Source organism: Aliiglaciecola lipolytica E3 (assembly GCF_000314975.1).
GTDB lineage: Bacteria > Pseudomonadota > Gammaproteobacteria > Enterobacterales > Alteromonadaceae > Aliiglaciecola > Aliiglaciecola lipolytica.
This window is the reverse complement of sequence record NZ_BAEN01000027.1, coordinates 1-14,270: the sequence shown is the minus strand read 5'-3', so window position 1 is coordinate 14,270 and position 14,270 is coordinate 1. Positions and strand designations below refer to the sequence as shown.

Here is a 14,270-nt window from a genome sequence, read left to right as displayed (position 1 = left end):
ATATTGATTATGGTGGCTCTCCTACCGGTTACGCTCTAGACCCCGCAGATACTATTAATTATGTATCAAAACACGATAATCAAACGTTATGGGATAACAATCAGTATCGCCTGCCCTTTCAAGCCACCACAGAACAACGAGTTCGCTTGCAAATCATGTCGCTTGCTTATCCTTTGATGGCCCAAGGCATCCCGTTCTTGCACATGGGCAGTGAGCTATTACGGTCCAAATCATTCTTGCGCGATAGTTATGATTACGGCGATTGGTTTAATAAAGTGGACTTTTCCAAACAGACAAATAACTATAATGTTGGCTTGCCACCAGCAGAAAAAGACAAAGCTAACTGGTCATTAATTTCAAATATTATTGAACAGAATGAAGGTCGTGATATTGTGACGCCAAAAGATATCCAGTTCAGTTCAGATGTATTTATGGACTTTTTGACAATTCGCACTTCAACGCCACTTTTCAGTTTGCAAACTGCAGATCAAATTTTACGTAGAGTGACTTTTTTAAATACCGGACCATCTCAACAAGCTGGACTGATTGTAATGGCGATTAATGATCCTTATTCACGAGATCTCGATCCTAATTTTGAAGAAATCATGGTGATTTTTAATCATAATCCACAGGCTCAAACCTTTGAAATGCTGGGTGCGGAACAATATAAGCTACACCCAATACAGCAAAAAGGTTCTGATCCGGTAGTAAAAACAGCGTCTGCTAATGTAGATGGGTTTACTATCCCTGCGTTAACTGTCGCAGTTTTTGTTCGATAATAAGAGGAAGTGAGATGTTAGTGCAATTAACGCCAATTCAGTGTCGAGTTATAGGTGTGCTGCTTGAAAAAGAAGTCACTACACCAGACCAATACCCACTGTCGATTAATGCTTTAACTTTAGGGTGCAACCAAAAGAGTAATCGTGACCCTGTTTTGAACTTATCAGAATCAGAAGTTCAACAGGCTGTGGATGAGCTTAGAGAGCTTAAACAAATTAATGAACATAGTGGCTTCGGCAGTCGCGTGGCGAAATATCAACATCGTTTTTGCAATACTGAGTTTGGTGATTTAAAACTAACTCGGCAACAATTTGCGCTTGTGTGTGTTTTGTTGTTGCGTGGCCCGCAAACTCCCGGGGAACTGCGTAGCCGTACAAATCGTCTTGCCGAGTTCAAGAATGTAGACGAAGTAGAAGCCACGCTTGAATATATGAAGACGTTAAATGGCGAATGTTTAGTCTGTAAACTTCCGCGAGAACCCGGAAAACGCGAATCAAGATACATGCATATGTTTTCAGGCGAACCGGATATCAGCGAATTTGAATCCGTCCAAGAAAGTGCGGTAACGTCTTCAGCACCGCAAAGTTCGTTAGCACAACGTGTAGATATACTAGAAGCTGAAATTGCAGAGTTGAAACAACAAATCCAGCAATTTAAAGAAGAATTAGGCATGTAGGCGTGGTTTTAGCCGCGCGAGATTTTAATCTTTCCTCCGGGATAAATCCCGCACTACAACTCGCGAGCCAACCACCTGTAGGCGTGGCTTTAGCCGCGCGAGGTTTTAAACTTTCCTCCGGGATAAATCCCGCACTACAACTCACGAGCCAACCACCTGTAGGCGTGGCTTTAGCCGCGCGAGGTTTGTGCTTTCCACGGGATAAATCCCGCGCTACAATTCGTAAACCAACCATTTGTAGGCGTGGCTTTAGCCGCGCGAGGTTTGCGCTTTCCACGGGATAAATCCCGGGCTACAATTCGTAAACCAACCATTTGTAGGCGTGGCTTTAGCCGCGCGAGGTTTGTACTTTCCACGGGATAAATCCCGCGCTACAGGATTTGATTAATGCGTTTTCAGAAAACTAACCAACGCCTCTATCATTTCGCGATGTTGCGGATTGGCTCTTGGCACCTTGCAAGGTTCAGTCGCATCTACTTGCGACGCATCATATTTCATTGCAATTAACTGTGATTCGCTTACCACTAAATCAGCGTGGCAAACATCGTAATCCTTAGAGATAAAAAATGTATCATTTTCGCCTTTGTTTAAATCTAAAAGATTTTTCACTCCTTGAATTGGCGTTGTGGAATCCGCTAAAGAATGCGCCGAAAATATAGGTAAATTTGGTACATTGCCGTTTTCTAGTTTTTCCCTCACATCAAAAATAATGTCAGTTAACATAAACGCAGAATGACGTGAAACAGAAGGATATTTATAGGGATTAGGTCCTTGAGTTTCGTAGCTCCAATCAAGCAATTTAGCTAGCGACTTAATTCCCCAAATACCAGCCATGTTTTCGACAGACTCATCCAAAGCTAATGCGCCAGAAAATAACAAAAGCCCTTTTTGTTGTTCAGGATGATTTAGCACATGCTGTGTAGATAACGCTCCACCGGTTGAGAATCCACCAATATATACATCTGGACTAAGTGAATAGGCATATTCCATGACTTCATTGACATGAGCCGTCCAGCGCTTGGCTAAACCTCCGTCTTCCATATCATCATCAGCGTCAACTTTTCCATGTCCAGGCAATAATGGAACAATTACGGTATAACCTAGTTCATGAAGAACAGGGGCAATCGAATCAAAAAAGAAGGGGGAATCACTCAACCCATGAAATAATACAACTGTAGTCTGAGTAGGTTGATTGTGATGATAAACATAAGCAGCATTGCCATCGTTTTTCAGTGCTTTGGAACAAACTCTGTACACTGATTTTTTTTCAACTTCACAGGGCTGAGTACTACCTAATTCTTTTGCATAAAATGACTCAAAAGGACTCAGCCATTCTGGTTCGGCAGCAAACGCTAATTGACCGCCTAAAAAACACCATCCTAATAGTATTAATGATAACTTCGACATAAAATTGGACTACATTAGATTCAATCAAAACACTATAAACAGCACCTAATCGCATTGCTACGTTTTTTTACGAAAACTGTAGGCGTGGCTTTAGCAGCGCGAGGTTTAAACATTTCCACGGGATAAATCCCGGGCTACACCATACAAACTAACCACCTGTAGGCGTGGCTTTAGCCGCGCGAGATTTAAACATTTCTCCGGGATAAATCCCGGACTACAACTCGCGGACCAACCACCTGTTGGCGTGGCTTTAGCCGCGCGAGGTTTAAACATTCCTCCGGGATAAATCCCGGACTACAACTTCCGATGATTCAAACATCCCTCTGGAATAAATCCCGGGCTATAAACTGCTACTCTGTCTCTTGATTATCCATAGGCAACAAAAAAGGGCGATAAATCGCCCTTCATTACACTCAAGATACATATTGATTATTTGAAGTAAGTTTCCAAATCATCACTACCGCCAATATGCTTACCACCGATAAACACCTGAGGAACCGTGTCACGACCGCTAACTGCTTTAAGCGAAGTCAATGTTGCGCCCGCTCCCATTACGATTTCTTCGAAATCATAGCCTTTATCTTTTAACAAGGCTTTTGCCTTAGAGCAGTAAGGACATCCAGGTTTAGTAAAAATACTAACCGCTTGCGGCTTAGTTGCGCCAGGCGCCAGGTATTCCAACATGGTGTCAGCGTCTGATACTTCAAACGGGTCACCCGGTAAATCAGGCTCGATAAACATTTTGTCTACCACACCGTCTTTAACTAACATCGAATAACGCCAGCTTCGCTTACCAAACCCTAAATCATTCTTGTCTACTAACAAGCCCATGCCGTCAGTAAACTCGCCATTACCGTCAGGAATCAAGGTCACGTTATCGCTTTCTTGATCTGCTGCCCATGCGTTCATAACAAAAGTATCGTTAACTGACATACACACGATGTCATCAACGCCATTAGCTTTGAATGTTTTAGCCAATTCGTTATAACGCGGTAAATGCGTTGATGAGCACGTTGGCGTGAATGCACCAGGCAAAGAGAAAACGACTACTGTTTTACCTGCAAAAAGCTCTTCACTGGTCACGTTAATCCACTCGTCATTCTTACGCGTGCGGAATGTAACAGATGGAACTTTCTGGCCAGACTTATCTTCAAAATTTGGATTAGCTTGTGTCATTTAAAACTCCGTTTGATATTTATTAACTGATGTCGGTCAGTATAGACTTATTTTCAAATATTAATAATGATTAAAATAAATCATTTCAATCTAAAAATTAGATTAAATTTAATTTCTGTGTCGCTCACCTAATTATCAACTGTTCCAATTTGCATAACACTCATATAATTACGCTGTTATGTTAAGCATAGGTTACACCAAAGGGTGATTTTCGTTGTATTTCATAAAAAGCACTTACTGATGTTCAAATAATCAAAATAATTGTAGATAAATGACATTTTATCCTTGCAATTTTTGCTCATACTGGCAAATTCACCCGTTGGAAAAAGATATACGTCATAAAAATCTGAGTTGTTCGAAAAAGTTATTTCCTTAATCAGCCTCATTGTTGCGATACTTTTCCCTTACTTCAACCTGGAAACAAGAGAGATAAACCTTTATGTGTGGAATATTCGGCATTCTGGACATCAAAACTGATGTAACAGAACTTAGGACGCAAGCGTTAGAGCTTTCCAAATTGCTACGCCATCGTGGCCCTGACTGGTCAGGAATTTGGAATAATAATAACGCAATATTGAGTCACGAGCGCCTTGCGATCGTTGACGTTGATACTGGCGCGCAACCTTTAATAAGCCGTAATAATAACCACGTATTAGCGGTAAATGGTGAAATATACAATCATAAGGCTTTAGAAAAGAATCTAGAGCAACCTTATGATTTTAAAACAAAATCTGATTGTGAAGTCATCCTTCCCTTGTATCAGCAAAAAGGAATCGAGTTTATCGATGAACTTCAGGGCATGTTTGCGTTTATCTTATATGATGAAGAACAAGACGCTTACTTAATTGCCCGCGATCACATCGGCATTATTCCTTTGTACACTGGTTTTGATGAGCATGGAAACTTCTATGTTGCGTCAGAAATGAAAGCATTAGTACCGGTTTGCAAAACCGTATCTGAATTTCCTCCAGGTCACTACCTGTGGAGTAAAACAGGTGAATTGAAAAAGTATTATCAGCGCGATTGGATGTCTTACGATGCGGTTAAAGATAACACAACCGATTTAAATGATTTAAAAACCGCGTTTGAAAAATCAGTGAAGTCACACATGATGTCCGATGTACCCTACGCAGTGTTACTTTCAGGTGGTTTAGACTCTTCTTTGGTGTCAGCGATTGCAGCAAAATACGTCGCGAAACGCATTGAAGACGAAGATAAATCAGACGCATGGTGGCCTCGTCTGCATTCATTTGCGGTTGGTTTAGAAGGTGCGCCTGATTTGCAAGCTGCTAAAAAAGTAGCTGACATGATTGGTACTGTACATCACGAAATCCACTTCACTATTCAAGAAGGGATTGATGCTATTCGTGACGTAATATATTTCCTTGAAACCTACGACACCACGACAATTCGCGCAGCAACTCCGATGTATTTAATGAGTCGCAAAATTAAAGCCATGGGTATTAAGATGGTACTTTCTGGTGAAGGTGCTGACGAAATTTTTGGTGGTTATTTATATTTCCACAAAGCACCAAATGCTAAAGAATTCCATGAAGAGACAGTCCGCAAACTTGACCGTCTACACATGTTTGATTGCGCAAGAGCAAACAAAGCTACTGCCGCTTGGGGAGTAGAAGCACGTGTACCTTTCTTGGATAAAGACTTTCTTGATGTAGCCATGCGCCTTAACCCACAAGACAAAATGTGCCTTGATGGGAAAATGGAAAAATGGATCTTACGTAAAGCCTTTGATAACGGTGAATATTTGCCAGCTGAAGTATTATGGCGTCAAAAAGAACAGTTTGGTGATGGTGTAGGTTACTCTTGGATTGATTCAATTAAAGAGTATGTGGATAACGAAGTGAAAGACCAACAATTGGCCACAGCTGAGTTCCGTTTCCCGCATAACACGCCTGATACTAAAGAAGGTTATTTCTACCGTACGATATTTGAAGGATATTTCCCGCAAGAAAGTGCAGCGAACTGCGTTCCAGGCGGAAAATCAATTGCATGTAGTACAGTCGAAGCTTTGGAATGGGATGAAAGCTTTAAAAATATGGCCGACCCATCTGGTCGTTCGGTGATAAGCGTTCACGGTAAAGCGTAATTTCCTTCCTATCACTTTGTGGCGCGGCATTTAGCCGCGCGATGATTTAGAACATCTCCCGGGATAAATCCCGGGCTACAACTTTCGATGATTCAAACGTCCACGGGATAAATCCCGGACTACAACTTTCGATGATTCAAACATCCACGGGATAAATCCCGGGCTACAATTTTTGATGATTCAAACATCCACGGGATAAATCCCGGGCTACAACCTTCGATGATTTAAAACATCTCCCGGGATAAATCCCGGGCTACAATGCACGAACCGGCCACCTGTAGGCGTGGCTTTAGCCGCGCGGGGTGGTAGTAGCCTTAGTACCAGAGTTCTTCGCGGTCGATGGGTGTGGCGGGGGCATTCAATGGATTGTCAATTTGGAAAAAAAAGCGCTTGTCCATATTAGAGCGCTCGAATATGTCTCTAAACTCTTGTTCAAATAATACGTCGTATTGTCCGTTAGCCACAGCTTTTTCAAGACCATTTTCCAATAATTTAGCTAGCGTGCGATTGCTTTTATTGACGAAAAAATACATAGCCGCAGGATATTTAATACCTAATGTAGGCTCTACAACGATTGATTCATCCATAAACTGGGCATCGTATTCTTTCCATACTTCTACCAAAGAGCGAGGTACGAAGTCTCCTTGATTACTCGCCAACATGGTAAATAAACCGGCATAACTCTTCGATGTAAGCACATCAAACCCATTAGATTGCAAAATCTTGGTATCAGGCCAATCGTAACCTTGAATTGGTTTGAATTTTAATAGGCTTTGCAACGTATTAATGTTACGAAACTTAGCTAACTTATCTTTTCTCACTAAAAAGACTCGCCAACCGATCAACCCTTTATAAATAGGAATGCGGATAGGCAGCAAGCGACTTTCACGGTCAATGTCAGACATACTCCAAACCACATTAACAGAACGGTTCTCAGCGAGCTGCTTTAACGCTTTGTCTTGTAACATCACCACACTTGCGGGCTGAAGTTTATACTTAACGCCTGTTTGATCTAGCGCTAAGGCCAACAATTTTACCGGATAATCTTGGCGGTGATCATCTTCAGATATTGGGCGAGGATAGGTAATTTCCCACGTAGCGGCAATTGCCGTCTGGCAAAGTACCACGCTAAATAACGCTCCCAATATCCATTTCATGCTTAATTCCAGAATTGCTTAATTAATTCACTGAGTTGTTTTTGTTCGTCATCTAACACGATGACCAGAATTTTAAACAACGTTTCTTCGTCCGTTTGTAACGTATAAGAACAATAGCAGCTAAATAGCAATTTCTCATTCTGATCATAAAGATCCCATCTTACTTTAACAAAAAGTACACTTTCTGAAAGTCGCATGGATTGAATAATTTTAGGTACATGTTTAGTTACACTACCGGCTTGTAAAGCTTTTAAAATTGTTTCGTGTACGTTAATAATTTCAGCATCAGAGTGACAAATTTGTTTGGTATCATCGGTAACAAATACCAATGATTTTCCCGAAAAGTCCGACAACTGAACCAATAATCCTTGATCCAAAGTAGTCGCATACCCCTTAAAAAACTGCTCAATCCGATCCAAAATTAATAACTCCTTTATTCGATGCCAATAAATTTATGGGTTTGTAAAGATAACCGCCAGTTTTTTGCAATGCAGGTCTTTACCGCTAATTCAGTTGCTCTTTTTTGTTGGCTAATTGGTTGTAAATAAACCAGTGGTGCTGGTATTTGCGTGGCCCACACTAGCAAATTTTCAAGCTCTTCAATATGTTTTTCCATTGCAACTGGATGCTTTATTTCATTGGCGCGTAAAATTGCATCTTCGCGTACTTTAAATCCACCTTTCATATCCACTTTAGGCGAAACCGTTACCCAAGTTTCTGGCGTGACTTTTATCTCATAAGTACCACTGGTTTCCACTGAAACCGTATAACCTTTATCAAACAATGCTTTACATAATGGCCGTAAATCATACATACACGGTTCACCGCCGGTAAGAATGATATTTTTAGCCTGGTACTGGTGCCTGTCAAATAAATTCAATAGCTGCTCTATTGAAGTGGCAAACCAATTTTCAGACTCACCCGATTCAGCCATCACTTGTTCTGAGCTTACCTGAAACTGCTCATCTAAGGTCCAAGTATGTTTGGTATCACACCAAGCGCAACCTACGGGGCAACCTTGTAACCTGACAAAGATGGAAGGCACCCCCGTTAACGCACCTTCGCCTTGGATGGATTCGAACACTTCATTTATTTTATATTCTGTGGGAGTTTGCAATTAGGCTTCCTTTAGGGCGTGTTGATCGGCATAATTCGCCATTCTAACATTGCAGTCAATAATCGATAACTGCATTTAAATAACAGATTATAGAGAAGCGAGACAAATGTCACAAAAGGTAGTGGTTATTTTTTCAGGGGGAATGGACTCATACACGGTATTAAACAAGGCATTACGTGAAGGTTATGAAGTTTATGCTTTGTCTTTCGACTATGGGCAACGTCACAATAAAGAACTAACCTATGCTGCCAATGCGTGCAAAGAATTAAACGTGGCTCATAAAATTGTTGATATATCTGCGATCAACGAATTAATTGGCGGCTCATCTTTAACCTCAGACATAGATGTCCCAGAAGGTCATTACGAACAAGACAGCATGAAACAAACGGTAGTGCCAAATCGCAATATGATTTTGTTGTCGATGGCGGTCGGCTATGCGGTTTCTCTGGAAGCCAAAAAAGTGTTTTACGGTGCTCATTCTGGCGACCATGCTATTTACCCAGATTGTCGACCAGAGTTTGTACATAAAATGAATGATGTGTGTGCCATTGCCAATTACGAAGCTGTAGAAATTGCCTGCCCATACTTAGATGTGAGCAAAATTGACATACTTACCGATGGTTTAAAAATGGGACTAGATTATGGGAAAACGTGGACATGCTACAATGGTCGCGAAAAAGCCTGCGGTAAATGTGGTGCCTGCCAAGAACGTTTAGAAGCATTCGCCAAAAACCAAGCCACCGATCCCCTCGCCTACGAATAAATCGAGTAACTAAGATGTCGACAGAAAAACAAAAAATCGTATTAGCCACAGGCAACAAAGGCAAAGTAAAAGAATTTGAACGACTGCTAGAAAACTTTCCATACGAAGTGGTTCCGCAAAGCGCATTTGACCTTACGGATGCTGACGAAACCGGTACCACATTTGTTGAAAATGCCATCATTAAAGCGCGTCATGCCGCCAAATTAACAGGTCTTGCCGCCATTGCCGATGATTCTGGTCTAGCAGTGGATGCGCTTGGTGGTGAACCTGGGGTTTATTCATCGCGTTATGCTGGCAATGATGCCAGTGATCAACAAAACGTCGACAAACTTTTACAAGCTCTTGCAAACGTAGCTGAAGAGAATAGAACTGCGCGATTTTTGTGCGTGATTGTTTTTATGCAGTCAGCCGAAGATCCTACACCGATTATTTGTCAAGGCGAATGGCACGGACATATCAGTCAAGTGCGGCGCGGAGAGAAAGGCTTTGGATATGATCCGGTTTTCTGGGTATCGTCACAAAATCAGACTGCGGCACAATTACCTGCAGAAGTGAAAAACCGTCTCAGCCACCGTGGTAAAGCTATGGCAAAACTGCTTGATTGTTTGTCGGATAAACTTGGGTTAATGGATTGATTGCTCCTCCTTTATCACTTTACATTCACATTCCTTGGTGTGTGCAAAAGTGTCCATATTGCGATTTCAATTCGCACGGATTAAAACAAGCCATACCAGAAAAAGAGTACATTCAGCACCTACTCGCTGATTTGGAAATTGATGCAAAGCAGGTATCAGGACGCACGGTTAAGACTATTTTTATTGGCGGCGGTACACCAAGTTTACTTAGCGCTGAAGCGCTGAGCGCTCTATTAGCAGGCGTAGCGCAGCGAGTCGACTTAGCAGCAAATGCCGAAATTACCTTAGAAGCGAATCCCGGCACAGTAGAAAGTCAAAAATTTAAAGACTTTAGCCTCGCTGGGGTCAATCGCATTTCAATTGGAGTGCAAAGTTTCCAGCCTCAGAAACTAATAGCGTTGGGTCGCATCCACGATGGTCCACAAGCGCTAAATGCTGCCCAATATGCACAACAAGCTGGGCTGAAAAGTTTTAACTTAGATTTAATGCACGGGCTACCAAATCAATCGATAGATGATGCCTTAAGCGACCTCAAAACTGCCATCAGTCAGCGTCCACCACACCTATCTTGGTATCAATTAACCATTGAGCCAAATACACAATTTCACTCTAAACCGCCTACGCTACCTGATGATGACATATTGTGGGATATTCAAGAACAAGGGCAGGCTTTACTCACAGAAGCAGGTTACAAGCAATACGAAATTAGTGCCTATAGTTTGCCTGAACAACAGTGCCAACATAATCTCAATTATTGGCGATTCGGAGATTACTTAGGTATTGGTTGTGGTGCCCACAGCAAAATTAGCGACCCAAACAGCGGAGTGATTACGCGCAGTGAAAAGGTCAAACACCCTCGCGGCTACATGGATTTAAGCAAAGACTACCGCTTCAAAACCTGGCAAGTGAGTGCTGAGGACTTACCTTTTGAGTTTTTTATGAACCGGCTAAGACTTTTAGAACCCTGCCCAAAACAGGATTATGAGAAGTTGACTGGGTTAACGTTAGACAAAACACTGTTGGCAAATTTAGACAACGCAGTGAAAAAAGGGCTGTTGACAGATTCTCCACATGAATGGCAATTAACAGCACTGGGTAAACGATATTTAAATACGCTTTTGGAAACCTTAGTGTGAAGTGGTTCAGGTTTATTTAGTTGGTTCTTTCGCGTTTATTTTAGAAGTCGTGATCACATTGATTTCCTTTAGTTGCGGAATACTCGCACGTAACCCTTCTTCAATTTGATCTAAATGATTCATCTTTTTACAAAACCAATGGGCTTTTTTACGCAAATATTGCGCTTTAGAGCCTACTTGTCGCTCCAATTCTTGACCCATCGCTTCAAGTCGTTGAGATAAATCATCCGTTTTTTGATCTGTTTCCTCGCTACCACCTTCGGTCAACCCACCGATCGTAGATAACACACCACCTAACGATGTATTGAAGGCTTTTTCAAGCTGCTCTTCTATTTCTTCATCGACTAAATCATTAACGTTTTCTAAGCGCCCTGGGCCGATATAAAAGTTTTCATCGGCGTGAATAAATTTTTTCTTGATGCGGTCTTGCACCCTTTGCAAAGAAGATTGCACTTTTTCGTAATTGGTATTATCAGCACCAACTAGTCCCTGATATACGTTTTCGACAGTTTCTACCGCAAGCTCAACGCCTTCTGTAGCCAAGATAATCATTTTAGGGACAACGTAATGGATACCACTGGAAAAGTCGTGAAGTTCAGCGAGTTGTTGTGGATTTAGTTCAATCACATCACCCAATACAATCAACTGATTAGTATCGTTTATTTGATACATAGTTCGGCTTTGATCACCTACTATGCGGATTTGGCGATCGTTCACCACCACACCGTATTTTAGATCAATGTCACATTTGAGATCCGCAAAACTGGTCAACGGACTAATCAAACATACAATAAACAACAAAGCTCGCATCATACTCACCTAAAGTAACTCAGCTGCTATTGTGGACTGAATTGGTTAGGAAAAAAAGTATCGACGAGACAAGCCGGATAAAATTCAGGTTAATCGGCAGTGCGAACCAGTCTCACAAAAACAAATAGGTCTTTTTGTTTAATCGAGTTACTGCTGTTAAAAAATGCCACTACCCAAGCTCGTTGGGGATCAGATAACGATGGAGTTGAACTCCAGAAATCATCTGAAGGGGTATTCGGGAAGCGAGTCTCGTTAATTGCGGGACGCACGCATTGTCTTTCGGTGAGGCTCGCCAATTCCTTTACGTTAGGCAATCGCCAGCCATCTAAACTCGCAAATTCATAACCATGAGCTTGCTGAAGTGCCTGCTGCCAGTTCAGCGCATCTGCATCACCTGAGCAAGTGCCATTTTCCCATGTTTGACCGAGACTGCATTGCATCCACATTAGACCATGGGTTAAATCGGTTACGGTGCCATCACCGTTATCTACAAATTGAGTAGCAGGTGCCGTTTCAGGTGAATCAGACAAACAGGTTTGAGCGTTTGTACTCAAGCTAACTAAAGACACTAATAACGCTGCACAAGTGATTTTCATATTAACGACCTCCCCGAACTAAACGTATTTTGATTAGGCTAGACTTGTTTAAAAAGTTGTCATTGCCAGTCGTAAAATCAATCGCCCATGCCGTTTGTGAGGCGTCATCCGAAACGCCGTCTGCGCTAGGCTGGCTAGTCCAGTACCATAGTGGCGAGGTTACAAAATCATTGGTATTCGGGAAATAATTTAAATCGATTTTTGTGCCGGTAACATTGCCGTAGTGCACGATAGAAAGCAACTCATTAGGTGTTGGCAAACGCCAATCATAAAAATTACACAGTCCTGCTTGATTCACCGCTGCGACATACGCTTCAGTATCACACTGGCTGTTGTTGCAGGTTAAGCCCGCACTGCCAACGTTTCCCTCAAATCCGCCGTTTAACTCTTCTTGATACCAATTAAAACTATGTTCGTTGCCATGTAAACCGATATCATCCGTTTTCACTTCCCACACTAGGCCAGTGGTATTGTCACGTACACAACTCCAATCCTGACTTGTCTCGTCTTGTTCGTCGCCAATAGCATCTAATTTAGTAAAATCAAACCCTTGCTCGCCTCTTCCGGCTTTTTCAAGTAATCCATTTTCGCTGATGATATCTTGACCGCGTTGACCATCTTGCCCCGGAAATGCCGACTGATGTTGTGTGCCGTTTTGGGTTAACGACGCCTGCAAGGTCACGCCCGTATCATTGATGTTTCTTAGCGGTAATGGCTTAATGCGCACATTGATATTGTCTTCTACTTCATTGCCAAACGCATCCGTTACTAATAACGTGAAAGTAACCAGTTCAGTTTGGGTTACCAAAGGCGCTATAGCGTAGGTCTTTTCAGCACTTCGATTATTGATAACAGGTACAAGTTCTGAATCATTTAACCAATCAAAGGTTAACGGTAGACCGGATGAAATACTGGTGCTTGCTTCGCCCGTCAGTAATATAATTTCACCTGAAAAAACCTGATGGTCAACGCCTGCATCAACGGTGGGTTGAGTTTGGCTTGCACTTAATACGTCAAGTGTAATAGTGACTGAATCTTGCGCGCCCTCTTGGTCAGTCACGGTTAACTCAAAACTCAACGAGTTGGGATCGTCTAAGATAGGCGTGACAAAGGCAATACTATCTCCGTTTAAACTGACATTGTTTAATACGTCGGTTCCGGCAGTTTGTTGCCAGCGCCATGCCGCGATAGGGTCAAGACTATCCGCAGGATCAACATCGGAACTATCACTGCCATCTAATGTCACTTCTATTCCCGCGGGGAAAGCGCTGTTTATAATAGGGTCAAAAACGGTAATAATTGCACTTGGCGCTTCGTTAACCGCAACAATTTGAAACTCAACCGTATCCGAGCCCTGGTTTCCGTTTCCGTCTGTTACCACTAAGGTTAATACATACGTAATTGTTTCTGTGGTGGTAGGGGCAACAAATGTGGCCGCTGGAGAGCTTATATCTTCGTGAGTTATGTTCAGTGCTGGCGAAGCACTCCATGAGTAAGTTAATGTGTCTGTAGTACCTTGAGCTGTTCCATTAAGTACGACACTACTTTGCTCGTTTACGGTTTGATTAGCACCTGCATTTACCAATACGCTGGGAGTAGGCTGATTAGTATCGCTATCCAACGCACTGCCAGAACAGCCCGCAAGCAACAACAAAATGCAAAAAACACCTACCATCCGATATGATTTACTTAACATTATTTGGCTCAAAGTAACCCCATCTATAAATCTTGCTAAAAAAACGAATGGAAAAAGCGACGTGAATCTGTCGTCTTGAGTTTATTCGCTGTTATTTGAACGGAGCAATTTGTATACCAAAAAAATTATTAAGTTTGTGCTATTTTGCTGTTTTGAACTTTTCTTCAAATTCGCTTAATTTTACCTGTACCGACTCCAGTTGCTTGAATCGACA

At 42.0% G+C, this 14,270-nt stretch carries 15 protein-coding genes; 6 read left to right on the top strand and 9 right to left on the bottom strand.

From position 1 onward, the window contains the following. Both GLIP_RS06365 and GLIP_RS06360 read left to right on the top strand, forming a co-directional pair. On the top strand, positions 1 to 779 hold a 779-nt coding region (locus GLIP_RS06365), incomplete at its 5' end, for an alpha-1,6-glucosidase domain-containing protein (RefSeq protein WP_040522148.1). A gap of 14 nt (positions 780 to 793) precedes the next feature. Continuing rightward, positions 794 to 1,456 (top strand): YceH family protein, encoded by a 663-nt coding sequence (locus GLIP_RS06360; protein WP_008843776.1) that lies wholly within the window; start codon positions 794 to 796, stop codon positions 1,454 to 1,456. On the opposite strand, the gene GLIP_RS06355 is transcribed toward GLIP_RS06360, so the two are convergent. The 3 genes from GLIP_RS06355 to GLIP_RS06345 form a co-directional block, all read right to left on the bottom strand. Further along, positions 1,434 to 1,733 (bottom strand): hypothetical protein, encoded by a 300-nt coding sequence (locus GLIP_RS06355; RefSeq protein ID WP_040522146.1) that lies wholly within the window; start codon positions 1,731 to 1,733, stop codon positions 1,434 to 1,436. The genes GLIP_RS06360 and GLIP_RS06355 overlap by 23 nt on opposite strands. A gap of 107 nt (positions 1,734 to 1,840) precedes the next feature. Next, positions 1,841 to 2,863: an alpha/beta hydrolase gene (locus tag GLIP_RS06350; RefSeq protein WP_008843774.1), complete on the bottom strand. Its 1,023-nt coding sequence runs from the start codon at positions 2,861 to 2,863 to the stop codon at positions 1,841 to 1,843. Positions 2,864 to 3,292: 429 nt separating this feature from the next. Beyond that, positions 3,293 to 4,039 (bottom strand): glutathione peroxidase, encoded by a 747-nt coding sequence (locus GLIP_RS06345; protein WP_008843773.1) that lies wholly within the window; start codon positions 4,037 to 4,039, stop codon positions 3,293 to 3,295. Between the two features lie 439 nt (positions 4,040 to 4,478). Between GLIP_RS06345 and asnB the strand changes: the two genes are divergently transcribed. Then, positions 4,479 to 6,146 (top strand): asparagine synthase B, encoded by a 1,668-nt coding sequence (asnB, locus tag GLIP_RS06340; RefSeq protein WP_008843771.1) that lies wholly within the window; start codon positions 4,479 to 4,481, stop codon positions 6,144 to 6,146. A 314-nt stretch (positions 6,147 to 6,460) separates the two neighbouring features. Here asnB and GLIP_RS06335 read toward each other — a convergent pair whose 3' ends face one another. From GLIP_RS06335 to queE, 3 genes are read right to left on the bottom strand one after another with little or no spacing between them, the layout of a single operon-like run. Next, entirely contained in the window at positions 6,461 to 7,303 is an 843-nt protein-coding gene (locus GLIP_RS06335) for a type 2 periplasmic-binding domain-containing protein (RefSeq protein ID WP_008843770.1), read from the bottom strand. A gap of 2 nt (positions 7,304 to 7,305) precedes the next feature. Continuing rightward, on the bottom strand, positions 7,306 to 7,722 hold the full coding sequence (locus GLIP_RS21360; RefSeq protein ID WP_008843769.1) for a hypothetical protein: 417 nt from the start codon (positions 7,720 to 7,722) through the stop codon (positions 7,306 to 7,308). Positions 7,723 to 7,736: 14 nt separating this feature from the next. Next, a complete protein-coding gene (queE, locus tag GLIP_RS06325) occupies positions 7,737 to 8,420 on the bottom strand; it encodes a 7-carboxy-7-deazaguanine synthase QueE (protein WP_008843768.1) in 684 nt (227 codons plus the stop codon). 106 nt (positions 8,421 to 8,526) lie between these two features. Between queE and queC the strand changes: the two genes are divergently transcribed. From queC to hemW, 3 genes are read left to right on the top strand one after another with little or no spacing between them, the layout of a single operon-like run. Then, positions 8,527 to 9,183, top strand: coding sequence for a 7-cyano-7-deazaguanine synthase QueC (gene queC, locus GLIP_RS06320; RefSeq protein WP_008843767.1), 657 nt, complete (start codon positions 8,527 to 8,529; stop codon positions 9,181 to 9,183). A gap of 14 nt (positions 9,184 to 9,197) precedes the next feature. Then, complete coding sequence (locus tag GLIP_RS06315; protein ID WP_008843766.1) at positions 9,198 to 9,818, top strand: XTP/dITP diphosphatase; 621 nt, start codon at positions 9,198 to 9,200, stop codon at positions 9,816 to 9,818. Beyond that, the gene (gene hemW / locus GLIP_RS06310) at positions 9,815 to 10,954 is read left to right on the top strand and encodes a radical SAM family heme chaperone HemW (protein WP_008843765.1); all 1,140 of its coding nucleotides are present in this window, start codon (positions 9,815 to 9,817) and stop codon (positions 10,952 to 10,954) included. Before GLIP_RS06315 ends, hemW begins: the two co-directional genes overlap by 4 nt. Before the next feature lie 12 nt (positions 10,955 to 10,966). Here hemW and GLIP_RS06305 read toward each other — a convergent pair whose 3' ends face one another. From GLIP_RS06305 to GLIP_RS06295, 3 genes are all read right to left on the bottom strand, one after another. Further along, positions 10,967 to 11,764: a DUF2884 family protein gene (locus GLIP_RS06305; RefSeq protein WP_008843764.1), complete on the bottom strand. Its 798-nt coding sequence runs from the start codon at positions 11,762 to 11,764 to the stop codon at positions 10,967 to 10,969. 89 nt (positions 11,765 to 11,853) lie between these two features. After that, positions 11,854 to 12,360: an Lcl C-terminal domain-containing protein gene (locus GLIP_RS06300; RefSeq protein ID WP_008843763.1), complete on the bottom strand. Its 507-nt coding sequence runs from the start codon at positions 12,358 to 12,360 to the stop codon at positions 11,854 to 11,856. 1 nt (position 12,361) lies between these two features. Beyond that, entirely contained in the window at positions 12,362 to 14,056 is a 1,695-nt protein-coding gene (locus GLIP_RS06295) for an Lcl C-terminal domain-containing protein (protein WP_153886288.1), read from the bottom strand. Between the last annotated feature and the right edge of the window lie 214 nt (positions 14,057 to 14,270).

Bases quoted from the DNA above. Each gene is read 5' to 3' on its own strand.
- GLIP_RS06335 (WP_008843770.1), bottom strand. From the start codon at position 7,303: ATGAAATGGATATTGGGAGCGTTATTTAGCGTGGTACTTTGCCAGACG.
- GLIP_RS06345 (WP_008843773.1), bottom strand. From the start codon at position 4,039: ATGACACAAGCTAATCCAAATTTTGAAGATAAGTCTGGCCAGAAAGTT.
- GLIP_RS06305 (WP_008843764.1), bottom strand. From the start codon at position 11,764: ATGCGAGCTTTGTTGTTTATTGTATGTTTGATTAGTCCGTTGACCAGT.
- asnB (WP_008843771.1), top strand. From the start codon at position 4,479: ATGTGTGGAATATTCGGCATTCTGGACATCAAAACTGATGTAACAGAA.
- GLIP_RS06315 (WP_008843766.1), top strand. From the start codon at position 9,198: ATGTCGACAGAAAAACAAAAAATCGTATTAGCCACAGGCAACAAAGGC.
- GLIP_RS06350 (WP_008843774.1), bottom strand. From the start codon at position 2,863: ATGTCGAAGTTATCATTAATACTATTAGGATGGTGTTTTTTAGGCGGT.
- GLIP_RS06300 (WP_008843763.1), bottom strand. From the start codon at position 12,360: ATGAAAATCACTTGTGCAGCGTTATTAGTGTCTTTAGTTAGCTTGAGT.
- GLIP_RS06295 (WP_153886288.1), bottom strand. From the start codon at position 14,056: ATGTTAAGTAAATCATATCGGATGGTAGGTGTTTTTTGCATTTTGTTG.
- queC (WP_008843767.1), top strand. From the start codon at position 8,527: ATGTCACAAAAGGTAGTGGTTATTTTTTCAGGGGGAATGGACTCATAC.
- GLIP_RS06360 (WP_008843776.1), top strand. From the start codon at position 794: ATGTTAGTGCAATTAACGCCAATTCAGTGTCGAGTTATAGGTGTGCTG.